The 16,118-nt window shown below is 55.3% G+C and carries 14 protein-coding genes; 7 read left to right on the top strand and 7 right to left on the bottom strand.

The window, feature by feature from the left end; all coding sequences use genetic code 11:
• Positions 1 to 25: 25 nt before the first annotated feature.
• Both B9Z42_RS09525 and B9Z42_RS09520 read right to left on the bottom strand, forming a co-directional pair.
• Positions 26 to 598, bottom strand: a complete 573-nt coding sequence (locus B9Z42_RS09525; RefSeq protein WP_100133147.1) for a site-specific integrase — start codon at positions 596 to 598, stop codon at positions 26 to 28.
• A gap of 816 nt (positions 599 to 1,414) precedes the next feature.
• Complete coding sequence (locus tag B9Z42_RS09520) at positions 1,415 to 1,753, bottom strand: hypothetical protein (RefSeq protein WP_100133146.1); 339 nt, start codon at positions 1,751 to 1,753, stop codon at positions 1,415 to 1,417.
• A gap of 143 nt (positions 1,754 to 1,896) precedes the next feature.
• Between B9Z42_RS09520 and B9Z42_RS09515 the strand changes: the two genes are divergently transcribed.
• The 4 genes from B9Z42_RS09515 to B9Z42_RS09500 all read left to right on the top strand — a co-directional run bounded on the left by B9Z42_RS09515 (position 1,897) and on the right by B9Z42_RS09500 (position 4,583).
• Positions 1,897 to 2,337, top strand: coding sequence for a DUF6641 family protein (locus tag B9Z42_RS09515; protein ID WP_100133145.1), 441 nt, complete (start codon positions 1,897 to 1,899; stop codon positions 2,335 to 2,337).
• Positions 2,338 to 2,468: 131 nt separating this feature from the next.
• Positions 2,469 to 2,807, top strand: coding sequence for a hypothetical protein (locus tag B9Z42_RS09510; RefSeq protein ID WP_233203590.1), 339 nt, complete (start codon positions 2,469 to 2,471; stop codon positions 2,805 to 2,807).
• Positions 2,808 to 3,234: 427 nt separating this feature from the next.
• Positions 3,235 to 3,747 (top strand): hypothetical protein, encoded by a 513-nt coding sequence (locus B9Z42_RS09505; RefSeq protein ID WP_100133143.1) that lies wholly within the window; start codon positions 3,235 to 3,237, stop codon positions 3,745 to 3,747.
• Positions 3,741 to 4,583: a hypothetical protein gene (locus tag B9Z42_RS09500; RefSeq protein WP_233203589.1), complete on the top strand. Its 843-nt coding sequence runs from the start codon at positions 3,741 to 3,743 to the stop codon at positions 4,581 to 4,583. Before B9Z42_RS09505 ends, B9Z42_RS09500 begins: the two co-directional genes overlap by 7 nt.
• A gap of 39 nt (positions 4,584 to 4,622) precedes the next feature.
• On the opposite strand, the gene B9Z42_RS09495 is transcribed toward B9Z42_RS09500, so the two are convergent.
• From B9Z42_RS09495 to dapC, 5 genes are read right to left on the bottom strand one after another with little or no spacing between them, the layout of a single operon-like run.
• Positions 4,623 to 6,599: an ABC-F family ATP-binding cassette domain-containing protein gene (locus tag B9Z42_RS09495; protein ID WP_100133141.1), complete on the bottom strand. Its 1,977-nt coding sequence runs from the start codon at positions 6,597 to 6,599 to the stop codon at positions 4,623 to 4,625.
• Positions 6,596 to 7,504: a 50S ribosomal protein L3 N(5)-glutamine methyltransferase gene (gene prmB, locus B9Z42_RS09490; RefSeq protein ID WP_100133140.1), complete on the bottom strand. Its 909-nt coding sequence runs from the start codon at positions 7,502 to 7,504 to the stop codon at positions 6,596 to 6,598. The genes B9Z42_RS09495 and prmB overlap by 4 nt, the downstream gene beginning before the upstream one ends.
• Positions 7,501 to 8,679 carry a succinyl-diaminopimelate desuccinylase gene (gene dapE, locus B9Z42_RS09485; RefSeq protein ID WP_100133139.1) on the bottom strand — a complete coding sequence of 393 codons (1,179 nt, stop codon included), beginning with the start codon at positions 8,677 to 8,679 and terminating at the stop codon, positions 7,501 to 7,503. The genes prmB and dapE overlap by 4 nt, the downstream gene beginning before the upstream one ends.
• 33 nt (positions 8,680 to 8,712) lie before the next feature.
• On the bottom strand, positions 8,713 to 9,549 hold the full coding sequence (dapD, locus tag B9Z42_RS09480) for a 2,3,4,5-tetrahydropyridine-2,6-dicarboxylate N-succinyltransferase (RefSeq protein WP_100133138.1): 837 nt from the start codon (positions 9,547 to 9,549) through the stop codon (positions 8,713 to 8,715).
• A 22-nt stretch (positions 9,550 to 9,571) separates the two neighbouring features.
• Positions 9,572 to 10,807 carry a succinyldiaminopimelate transaminase gene (gene dapC, locus B9Z42_RS09475; RefSeq protein ID WP_100133137.1) on the bottom strand — a complete coding sequence of 412 codons (1,236 nt, stop codon included), beginning with the start codon at positions 10,805 to 10,807 and terminating at the stop codon, positions 9,572 to 9,574.
• Between the two features lie 65 nt (positions 10,808 to 10,872).
• On the opposite strand from dapC, the gene B9Z42_RS09470 reads away from it, so the two are divergent.
• From B9Z42_RS09470 to B9Z42_RS09460, 3 genes are read left to right on the top strand one after another with little or no spacing between them, the layout of a single operon-like run.
• Positions 10,873 to 11,208 carry an Hpt domain-containing protein gene (locus tag B9Z42_RS09470; protein ID WP_100133136.1) on the top strand — a complete coding sequence of 112 codons (336 nt, stop codon included), beginning with the start codon at positions 10,873 to 10,875 and terminating at the stop codon, positions 11,206 to 11,208.
• A gap of 28 nt (positions 11,209 to 11,236) precedes the next feature.
• Positions 11,237 to 14,752 (top strand): chromosome segregation protein SMC, encoded by a 3,516-nt coding sequence (smc, locus tag B9Z42_RS09465; RefSeq protein WP_100133135.1) that lies wholly within the window; start codon positions 11,237 to 11,239, stop codon positions 14,750 to 14,752.
• 16 nt (positions 14,753 to 14,768) lie between these two features.
• Positions 14,769 to 16,115, top strand: coding sequence for a cell division protein ZipA C-terminal FtsZ-binding domain-containing protein (locus B9Z42_RS09460; RefSeq protein WP_233203588.1), 1,347 nt, complete (start codon positions 14,769 to 14,771; stop codon positions 16,113 to 16,115).
• Positions 16,116 to 16,118: the final 3 nt, after the last annotated feature.

Raw genomic sequence — 16,118 nt, 5'->3', positions numbered from 1 at the left:
TTTTTGTTAAACCTACACCTTTAAGTTAGACAAGTTCAACAGCCTTGCGTTTCACGTCATCGTTTGTGGTGATATAGCGTTGGGTGGTTGTGATGGATTTATGTCCTGCCAAACTTGCGAGAACGAATACGCTGACACCTTGTGATGCTAGTGATGTCAAAAACGTCTTGCGGCAAGAGTGACTGCTGGCACCTTTTACACCTGCGTTTTTAAACAACCAATAAAAGTGCTGGGCAAGTGTGTTTGGGCTGAACGAGCAACGAACGCCACGATGTGTCGAGAACAAAGGTAAGTGTTCGTCTCGTAATATTTTGGTTGCGATGAACTTGGTCAGTTCTTGCTGAATGCGTGTGTTCAAAAAGATAGTGCGAGCATTTCCGTGTTTGACGCGGTGACTTGCCAAATAAATCTCACTACGTACCTTGCCATCTGCGTCAAGTACGTCACCAAGTGTCAAACCTGAAATCTCGCCAACACGCAGACCTGCCATTACACCAATCATCAGCATCAGTCGATTGCGTTCTGCGTTTGGGTGTTGTGCGATGTGTGACAAAACTTTCTCAAGTTCTGCTGGGGTAAGTGATTTTGCTGTTGCCATAATGTTCTCCAAATAAGTTGTGTGCTTTAAGTATGTTTTCTTTGTTGGTGTTTGGACAAGTGAAACCCGATAAGTTGGCGGGTTGATGCTGATTTGTTCAAAATCAACAACTTAAAACGCAGACCAAGTAGTTTGCGTATTCTGTTATCTCGTAGTATTTAAGGTGATGCGTGGCATAACGGACACAAAACGGAAAGAACGCTTAAAACGCCCTACACGCTATCTTTTTGTTGCTCGTGTTCGTAGCGGACAACGACATTAAAACGATTGCTTAAAACAGCGTTTTGATGCGTTGCTGTGCGTTTAGCCGTGAAATCCCATTTGTACATACAGAATTTTTGGGCTGTAGTTTTTGCGTGATACAGAAAATAATGATGCTGGTGATTTAATCTAACACCAGTACTAAACGTTTAAGAGCGTACTGCGTACGCTTGTGCTGTCACAAAACACTTTCGCTGTCGCTCTGTGTTTTGTTCAGCACATTTTTTAACAAGTTGATGTTTGAAGTTCGATGATTGTTTGGAGCATACGACGGCTATGCGACTTGAAAAAGTCACATCAGTCCGTCGCATAGTGTTGATAGCGATTGCCCATCGACACGACTATGGATAAGTTTTATGAGAGACGATCGTATTGAAACTCTCAACACACTTCAGCATTGACTTGATTGGTGTGAAACTTTGCGGCATTCACTTATACGTCGCACGCCTCCATAGTGTTGTGCGACAAGTCCAGTCTCATTAGCCGTCATATTACAAACTGGGTTTTTACACTTTGATGTAGCAGTTGTTTATCTGCTGTCGTTGCCTAAGTTGTTTAGATGTTGGTTGCCGTAATGTTTGGTTTGTTTAGTTTTCGGTGCTGTTTGAATAGTTTGCGATTGATGTTGGTGTTGATGTTCATAACGCAATGACAGAAAGCATCCGTAATGCGTTGGCGTTCTCGTTTGTTGCCGCAAGCCTGTTCAAACGCTGTAAGCGAATGGAGTTGGCTGTTGGACAACAGAGCACGATGTTGCGTGAGTAATGTGTGTGCCATTGTTTGTGCCCTAACAACGTTGAGTTTGGCTGTGTTGAAAGTTTTGTCGTTCAAACCAATGTCACGTAGCCAATCCGCTGTCAGTGCGTCGTCTTTGTAGTTCTTGTATGCGTTCATACATCTATTTAGCAACGACATAAGAACAGGCGACTAAAAGTGGCTTTTTGTTTGGTTGCCAAAGTGTTTGCCAAATAGAGGTTGTCCAAACCAGAAGACCGAAAATAAAGTTAGTTCATTGCTACTAACGAAAGGGAAACGCAATGACAACGATGAGCACTTTGAAACTGACAGCCGCACAGAAACCAACCCAAATGTCGCCAGTACAGCAACGACGCAACAAGTTGGCAAAACGGCTGTGGGAACAGATGGAACTGGCGAAGGCACAGCAAGCAGGGACGCAATACACAGCAACCAAGTTCCGCACTATTGCAGACAACGAAACGGGCTTACGCAAGCAAGTAGAAACGAACAAGCGTGTAAAGGCTTGGTGGTTTGTTGCTGATAACGGCAAGTTGTCGCTGTCAGTGCGTTATGGAACGAAGGTGTTGGAACTGGCGAAGGGCAAACACGCTGTTGAGGTGGGGGCTGAAAAGGACTTGGTGGGGGTGTTGGAGGTGATTAAAGCGGCTGTGTTGGCAGGTGAGTTGGACACAGCGATTGAGAACGCCGCTAACAAACTGCGTGATGGGTTTGGTGGGTAAAAGTAGGGGGTAAGGGTAGGGTTTATTAAAAAGCACGGTTTTTGCCACGCAAGTTGGTGGGGGTGAAAAACCGTGCTTATGGATAAACAGGGGGTTGGGTGATGCGTTGGCAGGGGGTACTAAATATTTGTATGAACAAATACTTGGCTACCGTGCGTGTTGGTGGGCAGTTGGTTAAAACGATTGTGTTTGCTGACAGCACCATTCACGCAAAACTACTTCTTCAATACAAGTACGGGATGAATAGCGTTGCTACATCACCAGTACAAACTAACGAGGGAGATGATGACAACACGTTGCTTGACAGCACCATTAAACCCAAGCCGCCGTTATCGCCTGAACAGGCAAGAATACAAGGGCTGAAGAACAATGTTGAACGTGATAGACAACAACTACAGGCAGAACGTGACAGGCAACGCAGACAGCGTGACGCTGAACGCTTACGTAAGCAACAACAGCAACGCTTCTAAGGTGCGTTGTGTTGGGGGTGACAGCGTGTTGCTACGCACACCACGTTTTGTAAATGCCGCAAATCACGCTGAAAACGCACGGTTTGTGGTGAAAAACATAGTGTTTGCGAAAATGATGGTGGAGGGGATGAGAGGCATAGTTAAAATACCTTCACGCAAAGTTTTTTGTTTTAGCACGGTGGGTACAATGCTAAAACTCGCACACCACTTTTTATCCACGCTGAAAAACGTTGATAATGTACAGAATAGTGGTACAGAGTTCAACACTTTTAATCCGTTTGTCGTGGGTTCGACCCCCGCTGGTCCCACCAAGTATTCAAGGGTTAGCAAAGTAATTTGCTAACCCTTTTTGCTTTTTATTTTCAAAATTTTTCAGCCCGTTTATCGCGTCAAATGGGCATCAGATTATTTATATCTGAGTTCGCACATGACAGAACTTTTATTTGTCTTTTATTTCTTGGTGCTGCTGGCCACGCTGCTGCTCAAGGGTCCTGTGGTCAAGGGGCCATGGCTGTTTTTGATGCGAGCGTTTTTTCCGAATTGGAAGTTCTTTCATGCAGTTGGATATGTGCCGCATTTGTATGCGCGATCCGCTGCGCAGCAAGGCCCGGGAGAGTTGCTTTGGGCGGAGTGGGTGCTGATTTATCCACGTTGCCATCGCCGTTTGCACCATCTCTTTCACAACGCTGATACCAATTTAGGACTGGGGCAACAAAATTTGGTTGATCACTTTTGGGCCGATTTGTATGACTTGCCTGAAGGTGCTGATCCTCGTGAGTTGGTGACTTACGCCATGATTGCCCGGCTCGCCGAACAAGTGTTACGCGCGCGCGATGCCAACTTTACCCACAGCCAGTTTGAGCTGCGCATGGTGCTAGATAGGCCAACTGGGAAATCAGATACACAGGTGATGATGACCTCGCCGGTGGTGCCATGCTGATCCGTCCTTCCCTTGACGCACTGATCAACGCACCAACGCTGATGGCCATTCGCGGCACTGAAATTTTGTTCGCTTGCAGCTTGCTCATTCAGACCCTAGAGTATTTGCGCATGGGGAAGGTGACTGCAGACGATGGCCTTTGGTCTTGGCAGTTACAACGGGCCGACATTCCGAGCGCCACAGTGCGTGCTTTTTTGGATGTGCTGTTCAAAGCCCGCATGCATCAACTGCACTTGATCCTGCGTTTGCTGGCCGCTCTGTGGCTGGCGGTGCAAGGCGCATCAATAAGCCTCATTGGTTTTTTGTTTGTAGGCAACCTGCTTATTCTCATTCGTTGGCGCGGCGCGTTTAACGGCGGCAGTGATTTCATGACGCTGGTGGTGCTCACAGGTTTGCTCATTGCGCAAGTGGTCAGCATCTTTGCAAACCCACAGCTGGGCTGGCAAGCTGGCTTTTGGTACATCGCCATTCAATCCATCACGTCTTACTTCATGTCGGGTGCGGTGAAGCTGCTGCGGCCTGAGTGGCGCAACGGCTCGGCCCTGACCATCTTCTTGAATGGTGCGATTTACGGCCCGTTGTCGCCCACACACCCGCTGCGTAACAAGTGGCTCGCCATGTTGAGCTCGTGGTGCTTCATTGGGTGGGAAATTATGTTTCCCCTCAGTTTGCTAGACCCACGATTGGCCGCCGTGTTTTGCGCCGTGGCGGCGTTCTTTCACTTCTTGGTGTTTTGGTTCTTTGGCTTGAACCGATTCTTCTGGGCATGGCTATGTTCGTTCCCAGCCATCATTTGGTGCAGCGCGGAGTTCAGTGCACGCGTGTTGAGTCTGTAACCTCCGCTTCAAGCGCAGCTTATGAGATGCGCTTGAAGGTTAGGCCATCGCGCTTTCAATCGCATCCATGGCTTCGGTCAGTTCTAGCCACCGCAGTTCTAGCGCCGCCAACTCATCTTCGACTGCTTTGAGACGTTTGCCTGCTTCTGCAATATCCGCAGGGGGAAGCGGTGTGGCGAGTTTGTCGTGGAGCGCCGTCTTCTCAGACTCGAGGGTGGCCATGTTTTTTTCCACGCCATCCATCTCTTTTTTCAACGGACGTTTTTTCTCGTTGATGTCTTTTCGAACCTGACCGTTGTCTTTGGCCACCACCACAGGAGCGACCACCGCAGGCTTCGATGCAGCCGCATTTGCCGCCGCCACAGCTTCGGCACGCAGACGTTTGCCTTCGTCCAGCAGGTAGCGTTGGTAGTCGTCCAAGTCGCCGTCAAAGGGTTCGACACCACCGCGTGACACCATCCAGAACTCGTCACACACGGCACGCAACAAAGCACGGTCGTGGCTGACCAGCATCACGGTGCCTTCAAATTCATTGAGCGCCATGCTCAGCGCTTCGCGGGTGGCCAAGTCCAAGTGGTTGGTAGGCTCGTCCATCAGCAAGAGGTTGGGGCGTTGCCACACCAACATGCACAGCACCAAGCGGGCTTTTTCGCCACCGCTCATGCTGCCCACAGCTTGCTTGACCATGTCGCCGCCAAAGTTGAACTGGCCCAAGAAACTGCGCAAGTCTTGCTCGCGTGTGGCTTGGCCGGCCAGCTTTCCGTCGTTGGTGAGTTTTTTCGCCAATCCAATCATGTGGTCGAGCGGGTTGTCGGCGGGGTGCAGCACGTCGAGTTCTTGCTGCGCAAAGTAGCCGATGTTCAGGCCTTTGCCTTCGGTCATATCGCCGCCGATGGCTTGCAAATCGCGTGCGATGGTTTTCACCAGCGTGGATTTACCTTGGCCGTTGGCACCCAAGATGCCAATGCGTTGCCCAGCCAGCACCGAGCGGCTGACGTTTTGCACGATGACCGTGGGTGGCGTTCCCGCAGGCGCGTCGGCGGGGGCAGGGTAGCCCACGCTCACACCTTGCATGCTCAGCATGGGGTTGGGCAAGTTGGCAGGTTCTTTGAACTCGAAGCTGAAGTCGGCCTCGGCCAACAACGGCGCAATCTTTTCCATGCGGTCCAAAGCCTTGACACGGCTTTGCGCTTGCTTGGCTTTGCTGGCCTTGGCCTTGAAGCGTGCAATGAACTTTTGCAAATGCGCAATCTTGTCTTGCTGCTTAGCAAACGCGTTTTGTTGCAGCTCCATTTGCTCGGCGCGCATGTCCTCAAATTTGCTGTAGTTGCCGCCGTAGCGCACCAGCTTGCCGGCATCGATGTGCAGGGTGACGTTGGTCACCGCATCCAAGAATTCGCGGTCATGGCTGATGACGACCATCGTGCCCTCATAGCGCTTGAGCCAAGCTTCCAACCACACCAACGCGTCCAAGTCCAAGTGGTTGGTCGGTTCGTCAAGTAGTAGCAAATCAGACGGGCACATCAGCGCACGCGCCAATTGCAAACGCATGCGCCAACCGCCAGAGAAGCTGTTCACAGGGTTGTCGAGCTCGGTGGTTTTAAAGCCCAATCCCAAGATGAGCGCTTGTGCGCGTGACTGCGCATCATGCTCGCCTGCGTCGTACAGCGCCATGTAGGCGTTGCCCAAGCGTTCGCCGTCTTCGGTCGTTTCTGCGGCAGCCACTTCGGCGCGCGCGTCGTTCAAGACGGTGTCGCCTTCAATCACGAACTCGGTGGCACTTTGCTCGGTCTCGGGCATGTCTTGAGACACCTGGCCCATGCGCCATTGCGTGGGAATGTAGAACTCGCCCGTGTCTTCTTGCAAGTTGCCGTTGAGCAACGCAAACAGCGACGATTTACCTGCGCCGTTGCGGCCCACCAAGCCTACTTTTTCACCGGGGTTCAGGGTGACGGTGGCGCCTTCGAGCAACACCTTGGCACTGCGGCGCAAGGTGACATTTTTAATCGTGATCATTTTTTATTTGCGCCTTCGACAATCGCCTGGCGTGTGAGGAGTAAGACCTGGTCGTCACCAGCACTGGTCGATAGCCACACGACATCTAGATGAGGAAAGGCTGCTTCAAAGTAATCGCGTTCGTGGCCAATTTCTAAAACCAAAACCGCGTGTTCGCTCATGTGTGCTGGGGCGTCGCGCAGCATTTGGCGAATAAAGTCCATGCCGTCTGTGCCGCCAGCCAACGCGAGCGCGGGCTCAGCTTTGAATTCGGCGGGCAGCTCGGTCATGCTGTGTGCGTTCACGTAGGGTGGGTTGCACAAGATCAGGTCAAACGCACCATCGGCTTGTGCCAAACCATCCGATTCGGCCAGCGTCATGCGGGCTTCAAGGCCGTGGCGTTCGATGTTGATTTGCGCCACAGCCAAAGCGTCATTGGACAAGTCCAAGCCTTGCACCGTGATGTCTGGGAAAGCGAGTGCCGCCAAGATGCCCAGGCTGCCGTTGCCTGTGCACAGGTCAAGCACGCGGTTAGTGTTGGGGTCAAGCCAAGGGTCGATGCTGCCTTCGGCCAAGACTTCGGCAATGAGCGAGCGCGGCACGATGGCGCGCTCGTCGATGTAGAACGACACACCTTGCAACCATGCCTCTTGTGTGAGGTAAGCCGCAGGCTTGCGGCTGGCGATGCGGTGCGCAATGAAGGCTTGCACGCTGGCCACTTGGGTGGCGGGCAGCTCGATGTTGTGCACTTCGTCCGACACATCGGTGTCGAGTGGCAAACCCAGCTTCCACAGCACCAGCCAAGCGGCTTCGTCGGCGGCGTTGGTGGTGCCGTGACCGAAGCTCAAATTGCCTGCAGTGTGGGCAGCATCAAGCTGCTGCGCGCTCTGAGCAATGAGCGCGCTGAGTGTCAAAGATAGGTTCATTGGGGGGACGTGTTGGCCTGTGAGGCCAAGCCGTGCAGCTGTTCCAGCACACGGCGATAGATATTTTTCAGGGGATCCAAATCAGCCACAGCCACAAACTCGTTGATTTTGTGGATGGTGGCATTGGGTGGGCCCAGCTCAATGACTTGTGGGCAAACTTGCGCAATAAAACGACCGTCGCTGGTGCCCCCGGTGGTGGACAGCTCTGTGTCAATGCCAGTTTCGTCATGGATAGCGCGTTGCACGGCACCGACCAAGTCACCGGGTGTGGTGAGAAAGGGCAATCCGCCGATGGTCCATTTGAGATCGAACTCTAAATTGTGTTTGTTCAGCACAGCCGTGAGGCGCTGTTGCAATTGCTCAGGCGTTGATTCGGTGCAGAAGCGGAAGTTAAAGTCCACCACGCATTCACCTGGAATCACGTTGCTCGCACCCGTGCCAGCGTGGATGTTGCTCACTTGCCAGCTGGTGGGTTGGAAAAAGTCGTTGCCTTTGTCCCACTCAATCGCCACTAACTCTGCCAATGCAGGGCTTAGCAAATGGATGGGATTTTTAGCGAGTTGCGGGTAGGCGATGTGGCCTTGCACGCCTTTGACGGTGAGCTTGCCACTCATCGTGCCGCGTCTGCCGTTTTTGATCATGTCGCCGGTGCGCTCTACCGAGGTGGGTTCGCCAACGATGCACCAGTCGAGTTTTTCGCCGCGTGCTGTGAGGGCTTCGCAAACCTTCACCGTGCCATCTAGGGCTGGGCCTTCTTCGTCGCTGGTGAGCAAGAAGGCGATGTTGATGGCTGGGTCTTTGCCCGTTTGAGCAAACTCTTCACACGCCACCACCATCGCCGCCAACGACGCTTTCATGTCGCTTGCACCACGGCCAAACAATTTGCCGTCGCGGTGAGTAGGGGTGAAGGGGTCGCTGGTCCACTTGTCCACGGGTCCAGTGGGCACCACATCGGTGTGGCCTGCAAACACCAGTGTTTTGGCGTTGGCGTGCGTGCTGCGTTTGATCGCCCACAGGTTGCTCACGCGAAAGGTGTCTGGCCCGCTGTCGATGCGCTCACACTCAAAACCGAGCGGCGAAAGCCGCGCGGCAATGACGTCCAAACAGCCCGCGTCCTCGGGGGTGACCGAAGGGCGCGAGATGAGTTGCTCGGTGAGCTGGAGGGTGCGAGACATCGAAAAGACTTCTAATTTTGGCTTTGAAACGAATTAATCGCGCAACAAGTCGTTGATGCTGGTCTTCGATCGGGTTTGTGCATCTACACGCTTGACGATGATGGCAGCGTACATGCTGTAAGGCGCGCCGTTGGCCGCCACTTTAGGAATGTTGCCGCTGACCACCACCGAGCCACTCGGCACGCGACCGTAGCTGATTTCGCCTGTGGCACGGTCGAACAAAGGCGTGCTCTGGCCGATGTACACGCCCATGCCCAACACCGAGTTTTCTTCGACGATGACGCCTTCGACCACTTCAGAACGTGCGCCGATGAAGCAGTTGTCTTCAATGATGGTGGGGTTGGCTTGCAAAGGCTCCAACACACCGCCCAAGCCCACGCCCCCAGACAAGTGCACGTTCTTGCCCACTTGTGCGCATGAACCCACGGTAGCCCATGTGTCGACCATGGTGCCTGAGTCGACATAAGCGCCGATGTTCACGTACGAGGGCATCAAAATCGCACCGGGTGCGATATAGCTGCCGCGACGGGCCACAGCAGGAGGCACCACGCGCACGCCGCTTTCTTTCATTTCTTCTTCGCTCAAATGGGCAAATTTGGTTTCCACTTTGTCGTAGAAGCCCAAGTCACCAGCTTTGATGATTTGGTTGTCTTTCAAACGGAATGACAACAACACGGCCTTCTTCAGCCATTGGTGCACGGTCCATTGGCCCACGGATTCACGGGTTGCCACGCGTACCCGACCGGCATTGAGTTCGGCGATCACATGGTCGACGGCATCGCGCACTTCGGCGGAGGCATTGGCGGGATTGATGTTGGCGCGGTTGTCCCAAGCGTTGTCAATGACGTGTTGGAGTTGGTGCTGAGTCATGGTTGTCTTCTCTACGTTGTAATTAAGGGTTGAGTTGTTTGACGAACGCCACAATGCGTTGCGCCGCTTCTAAGCATTCGGCGGTTTCGGCTACCAAGGCCATGCGAATACGACCTGCCCCCGGGTTGAACCCTTGGGCTTCACCTAAACCGTGACCTTCACGCGCTAGGTAGCTGCCTGGCAAAACCGTCACATTGTATTGAGCCAGCAAGTCGCGTGCGAATGCGACGTCGTCCCCACCTGGGACTGCAGCCCACAGGTAAAAACCGGCGTCGGGCAAGCGTACATCCATCACCTCGGCCAACAGGGGGGTCACAGCCGCAAACTTTTGGCGGTATTGCTCACGATTGGCCACCACATGCGCCTCATCGTTCCAAGCCGCGATGCTGGCTTCTTGCACCATGCCGCTCATGGCGCTGCCATGGTAGGTGCGGTAGAGCAAGAACTGTTTGAGGATGTTGGCGTCACCCGCTACAAAACCGCTGCGCATGCCCGGCACGTTGCTGCGCTTGGACAAGCTGGTGAAGGCCACCAAGTTTTTGAAGTCGGTGCGGCCCAATTTGGCGGCGGCTTCTAGGCCACCCAACGGCGCTTCTTCGCGGAAATAAATCTCGCTGTAGCACTCGTCGCTGGCAATGACGAAGCCGTATTGGTCGCTCAAGGCAAAGAGTTTTTCCCAGTCGCTGAGCGGCATCACGGCACCCGTCGGGTTGCCCGGTGAGCACACAAACAGCAATTGGGTCTTGGCCCACACGTAGTCAGGTACTTGGGCCCAATCGACGTTGAAGTTCAATGCGGGGTCGCTGGGGGCGTAATAGGGTTTGGCTCCGGCCAAAATCGCGGCACCCTCATAAATTTGATAAAAGGGGTTGGGGCAGACCACCACCGCTTCAAGGGGGCTTCCATGCGCGTCGGTCTTGGAGGGGTCAATCACGGTTTGAGCGAAAGCAAATAAGGCCTCACGTGAACCGTTAACGGGCAGCACTTGGGTGGCGGCATCCAGCTTTAACCCGTAGCGGCGCTGCACCCATGCTGCGCAAGAGGCGCGCAGGGCAGGCAAGCCGGCTGTGGCTGGGTAGGCGGCCAACTGACCTGTGGCCTTGGACAAAGCCTCCAGCACCAAGGCTGGCGTGGCGTGGCGCGGCTCGCCAATACCCAGACTGATTGGCGCAAAGGCTGGGTTCGGAGTGACAGGGGCAAAAAGTTGTTTCAGCCGCTCGAAAGGATAGGGCTGTAGACTCAAAAGCAAGGGGTTCATGACTGCTATTATCCCCGCGCTTGATGCAAGTCCCACCGCCTATTCCTTGACCCCCTATTTTTGCCATGCTCCTCAATTTAAACAGTGCCAAAGAGTTTGCGTTTGACCCAGACCAGCTCCGAGAGTTGATGGTGACGTTTGAACAAAGTTTGGGTCAAGAAATGGCCATCATTGAGGCTGCGCTTACAGCGCAAGACGCGTTGAAGGTTGAGCACGCCTTGCATGCTTTGAAAGGGTTCATGCCCTTGTTTACGACCGAGACTTTGGCGCAAGCCATGACCGACCTGTACCAAACCAGCCGCCAAGAGCCGCTGGCAGTGACCCGTGCCGCTTACATGAACCTCGTTCCTGACTTGTTGAGCTTGTTGACCGAGGTTCGCGCTTGGCTCGCCGCTTTATGATGGACCCTCTCCAACAAGAGGTTTTTCGGTGCGTCTGAATTCAATCAAGTTATCGGGTTTCAAGTCCTTCGCGGAACCCACTAATTTTCTGCTGCCCGGCCAATTGGTCGGCGTAGTGGGGCCCAATGGCTGCGGCAAATCCAACATCATGGATGCCGTGCGCTGGGTGCTGGGCGAGAGCAAAGCCAGCGAGCTGCGTGGCGAGTCCATGCAAGACGTGATTTTCAACGGCACCAACACCCGTAAACCGGCCAGCCGCTCCAGCGTCGAGTTGGTGTTTGACAACGCGGATCACCGCGCCGGCGGTCAGTGGAGCCAGTTCCCCGAGATTGCGGTCAAGCGTGTGCTGACCCGAGATGGTGGCTCCAGCTACTTCATCAACAACCAACCCGTGCGTCGCCGCGACGTGCAAGATGTGTTCTTGGGCACGGGTTTGGGCCCACGCGCTTACGCCATCATTGGCCAGGGCACCATCAGCCGCATCATCGAATCGCGCCCTGAAGAGCTGCGTTTGTTCTTGGAAGAGGCGGCTGGCGTTTCTAAATACAAAGAGCGCCGTCGCGAAACCGAAAACCGCCTGAGTGACACTCGCGAGAACTTGACCCGCGTCGAAGACATCTTGCGCGAGTTGAACGCCAACCTTGAAAAGCTGGAAAAGCAGGCCGAAGTGGCCCAGCGTTACCACGCCCTGCAAGGCGATGTCACGCTCAAACAGCACCAGCTGTGGTTCTTGCGCCGTGCCGAGGCCGAGGTCGACCAATCGGGTTTGAAAACCCAAGCCGACAAAGCCGTGAACGACTTGGAGTCGCGCATTGCCGACTTGCGCCACATCGAAGCCGATCTTGAAACCGTTCGCCAAGCCCACTACGCGGCAGGCGATCAGGTGAACCAAGCCCAAGGCGCGCTGTACGAGGCAAGCGCCGAAGTGGGGCGCTTGGAGGCCGAAATTCGTTTTGTGGTGGAAGGCCGCCAAAGGGCCGAAGCCCGTTTGGTGCAAATCAAAGAACAAACCGCGCATTGGGCGTCACAGTCCGAAACAGCGCTGGAAGAAATCGAAAACTTGGCCTCGGCTGCCATGGATGGCGAAGAACGCGCCGTCATGCTCGCCGCCCAGGTGGAAGAGCAAGCCATGCAGCTGCCCGACTTGGAAGATGCCGTGCGCAACGCCCAACAACGCAGCAACGAACAACGTGCTTCCGTGTCGCAGGTGCAGCAGCAAATTCAGGTCTTGGCCGCTGACCAGCGCAACATTGAAGAGCAAAGCCGCACCCTCAACGCCCGCCACGAGCGCTTGAGCGCCGACCGCAACGCCTTGGCATCGCCCGATGAAGTGCGCTTGACCCACCTGCAAGAGCAGTTGCAAGACGCGCAAGCCACCGCCGAAATCACGGCCGCGCAGCTCGAAGAGTTGCAAGCCAACGTGCCGCAACTCGACGAAGCCCGTCGCACCGCGCAGCAAAACGTCAACACCGAGCAAGCCAAGCAAGCCGACATTTCTGCTCGCTTGGAAGCCCTCAAAGCCCTGCAAGAAAAGGTCCAAACCGACGACAAGCTCAAGCCTTGGTTGACCAAGCACGGCTTGGACGGGTTGCAAGCTTTGTGGAGCCGCATCCACATCGACGCCGGTTGGGAAAACGCGCTTGAAGCCGCCTTGCGGGAGCGCATGGCTTCGCTCGAAGTCAGCCGTTTGGACATCGTGCGCGCTTTTCAAACCGACGCGCCACCCGCCAAACTGGCGTTTTACACACCACCGATCGCCTCAGCGCCAAGCACCTCCAGCGCCATGCCGCGCTTGTCTGACTTGCTGCGTTTGAATGATGCGGGCCTGCAAGGCTTGCTCACCGAATGGCTGAGTGGCTGCTTCACCGCGCCCAACTTGGACGAGGCCTTGGCCAAACGCGCCAGTTTGCAGCCTGGGCAAGTGATGTATGTGCCCAGTGGCCACGCCATCAGCGCCCACAGCGTCACGTTTTACGCCCAAGACAGCGCCCAATCGGGCTTGCTGGCCCGTGCCCAAGAAATCGAAAACCTCGACAAAAGCACCAAAGCGCAAGCTTTCATCAGCGATGAAGCGCGCCACAACTTGGTGCGTGCTGAGGCTGCGTATAGCGAGTCGTCGCAGCGTTTGGTCAGCATCCGTGCCGAAGCCACGGCTGCCCAAGCGCGCGCCCATGAGTTGCAAGTCGAAACCTTGCGCCTCACACAATTGGCCGAACAAACCCGCGCTCGTAGTGCTCAGCTGAGTGGCGATTTGGCAGAAGTTGAGGCCCAATTGGCTGACTTGCAAGAGCGCCGCGTGAACGCGGAAGGTCGCTTTGAAGAACTCGACATGCAATTGGCCGACAGCCAAGAGCGCCACGCCCAGCTCGACGACGCCGTCATCAACGCCGAGCGTCGCTTGAACGACAGCCGCGAACAACAACGCAGCTTGGAGCGTCAAGCCCAAGAAGCGCAGTTCTCGCAACGCAGCTTGGCCAACCGTGAGGCCGAACTCAAACGCATCATCGACACCGCCACCCAGCAAGCCGCCTCGGTGGCTGCCGAAGAAACGCGCGTGCAAGAAGACCTCACCCGTTTGACCGACGCCGCTGCGCAAGCCGGCCTGCAAAACGCCTTGAACATCAAGATGGCGCGCGAAGCTGCCTTGAGTGCCAAGCGCAGCGAGTACGACGACCTCACCACCAAACTGCGTGCCAGCGACGAGCGCCGCTTGCAGTTGGAGCGCGAGTTGGAGCCTTTGCGCCAACGCATCACCGATTTCCAACTGAAAGAACAAGCCGCGCGTTTGGGGCTGGAGCAATACACCCAATTGCTGGCCGATGCCCAAGCCGACCTCGAGGCCGTGGGCGCCTCCATCCAAGTCAACAACGTGCGCTTAGGCGGTTTGCAAGGCGAGATTGACCGCTTGAACCGCGACATCACGGCTTTGGGAGCCGTCAACTTGGCCGCCTTGGACGAGTTGGCCATTGCCAGCGAACGCAAGGTATTTTTGGACTCACAAACCAAAGATTTGACCGACGCCATGAACACGCTGGAAGACGCCATTCGCAAGATCGACGGCGAAACCCGCGAGCTCTTGGGCGGCACTTTCAAGATCGTCAACGAGCACTTTGGCCGCATGTTCCCCGAACTGTTCGGTGGCGGCAATGCCAAACTGGTGATGACGGGCGACGAGATTTTGGATGCGGGCGTGCAAGTGCTGGCCCAGCCACCTGGCAAGAAAAACCAAACCATTCACTTGCTGTCCGGTGGCGAAAAAGCGTTGACCGCGATTGCCTTGGTGTTTGCCATTTTTCAGCTCAACCCCGCCCCGTTTTGTTTGCTCGACGAGGTGGACGCGCCGCTGGACGACGCCAACACCGAGCGTTACGCCAAACTGGTGTCGAGCATGTCCAAAGAGACGCAATTCCTCTTTATTTCTCACAATAAGATTGCCATGGAAATGGCAGAACAACTCATCGGCGTGACCATGCAGGAACAAGGCGTTTCTCGCATCGTGGCTGTTGACATGGAGTCGGCCGTCTCGATGGTCGAGTCCGTTTGAACCTTTAAACATCAGCATGAGCACACTTCAAATTGGTTTAGCAATCGCAGGCGGCGTGGTGCTGGTCGGCGTGGTCGCGCACAGCGCTTGGACTTCGCGCAAAAACAAACCGCGCCAAGCACAGCCGCTGCCGCAGGACCCCATCAGCAGCACATTCACAGCGGCCGATCAAGATCGTACGCAAGAGAGATCGCAAGAGCCCTCCTTTGATACTCCTTTGGCCAACAACGCCTACATTTCCCCCGTCACCGAGCGCCAAACTGACACACACAGCGCTCAAACAGGCCAAAGTGCTCAATTTACTGAGCCCACTTTGGACCCCGTCAGCGACATGGCACGCACCATGATGCAAGAGGCCACCTTGCATGCCCAGCGGGTTCCCGACGAGGCGGAACTTGCTCGGTTAGCCAAGGTTCAAGCCAGTGCGCAAGCCAGAGCTGCATCACTGCCACCTGCCCAACCCACCCGACCCAACTTGGCCCCCATGATCGACAAAGTCATGGAAGGCGGCGCTGCCCCTGCGATGCTTCAGCCCGAAAAGCGCCCCAATTTGGATGGCCTGATCGACCTGATCGCCGCGGTTGAAGTGGATCACCCTGTCTCCGGCGAAGCAGCCATGGCCGCTTTGCCCACCACCCGCCGCGTGGGCAGCAAATTGTTCGGCGTGGAAGGCTTGAACGCCGAGACCGGTACTTGGGAAGTGCCTCGCAGCGGTCAGCGTTACAGCACGTTCCAAACCGGCGTGCAATTGGCCAACCGCACAGGTTCGTTGAACGAAATCGAGTTCTCCGAATTTGTGCTGAAAACACAAACCTTTGCCGATGGCATCAACGGTGCACCTGAATTTCCCGACATGCTTGACGTCGTGGCCCGTGCCCGCGAGCTTGATGGCTTTGCCAGCGCCCACGACGCGCAACTGAGCTTCACCTTGAAAGCCGTCAAAGCCGCGTGGAGCCCTGGTTACGTTCATCAAAACGCCGCGCGCTTAGGGTTTGTGCCCGGCGTCATCCCCGGTCGCATGGTGGTGCCCGCCGCCACCGCAGGTCTGCCGCCGATTTTGGGACTCACGTTTGACACCCAAGCGGCCATGTCTGAAGACCCCGCCCAATCGGCCATTCGCGAAGTGACCTTGTCCTTGGACGTGCCTCAAGTGGATCGCGCCGAAGAGCCGTTTGCCCGCATGATTCAAACCGCCCTCGAACTCGCCCGCGAGATGGACGGTGCCGTGACGGACGACAACGGCCAGCCCTTGTCCGAGCCCGCCGTGGGCGCGATTGCCCGCGACTTGATGGCGCTCTACAACACGCTGGATGCGCGTGATTTGTCGGCCGGTTCGCCACAAGCGCGCCGTTTGTTCAGCTAAATC

The organism is Limnohabitans sp. B9-3, from assembly GCF_002778325.1.
Classification (GTDB): Bacteria; Pseudomonadota; Gammaproteobacteria; order Burkholderiales; family Burkholderiaceae_C; genus Limnohabitans; species Limnohabitans kasalickyi.
This window is presented reverse-complemented; position numbering and strand designations above follow the sequence as displayed.

Bases quoted from the DNA above. Each gene is read 5' to 3' on its own strand.
- B9Z42_RS09525 (WP_100133147.1), bottom strand. From the start codon at position 598: ATGGCAACAGCAAAATCACTTACCCCAGCAGAACTTGAGAAAGTTTTG.
- B9Z42_RS09520 (WP_100133146.1), bottom strand. From the start codon at position 1,753: ATGAACGCATACAAGAACTACAAAGACGACGCACTGACAGCGGATTGG.
- B9Z42_RS09515 (WP_100133145.1), top strand. From the start codon at position 1,897: ATGACAACGATGAGCACTTTGAAACTGACAGCCGCACAGAAACCAACC.
- B9Z42_RS09510 (WP_233203590.1), top strand. From the start codon at position 2,469: ATGAACAAATACTTGGCTACCGTGCGTGTTGGTGGGCAGTTGGTTAAA.
- B9Z42_RS09505 (WP_100133143.1), top strand. From the start codon at position 3,235: ATGACAGAACTTTTATTTGTCTTTTATTTCTTGGTGCTGCTGGCCACG.
- B9Z42_RS09500 (WP_233203589.1), top strand. From the start codon at position 3,741: ATGCTGATCCGTCCTTCCCTTGACGCACTGATCAACGCACCAACGCTG.
- B9Z42_RS09495 (WP_100133141.1), bottom strand. From the start codon at position 6,599: ATGATCACGATTAAAAATGTCACCTTGCGCCGCAGTGCCAAGGTGTTG.
- prmB (WP_100133140.1), bottom strand. From the start codon at position 7,504: ATGAACCTATCTTTGACACTCAGCGCGCTCATTGCTCAGAGCGCGCAG.
- dapE (WP_100133139.1), bottom strand. From the start codon at position 8,679: ATGTCTCGCACCCTCCAGCTCACCGAGCAACTCATCTCGCGCCCTTCG.
- dapD (WP_100133138.1), bottom strand. From the start codon at position 9,549: ATGACTCAGCACCAACTCCAACACGTCATTGACAACGCTTGGGACAAC.
- dapC (WP_100133137.1), bottom strand. From the start codon at position 10,807: ATGAACCCCTTGCTTTTGAGTCTACAGCCCTATCCTTTCGAGCGGCTG.
- B9Z42_RS09470 (WP_100133136.1), top strand. From the start codon at position 10,873: ATGCTCCTCAATTTAAACAGTGCCAAAGAGTTTGCGTTTGACCCAGAC.
- B9Z42_RS09460 (WP_233203588.1), top strand. From the start codon at position 14,769: ATGAGCACACTTCAAATTGGTTTAGCAATCGCAGGCGGCGTGGTGCTG.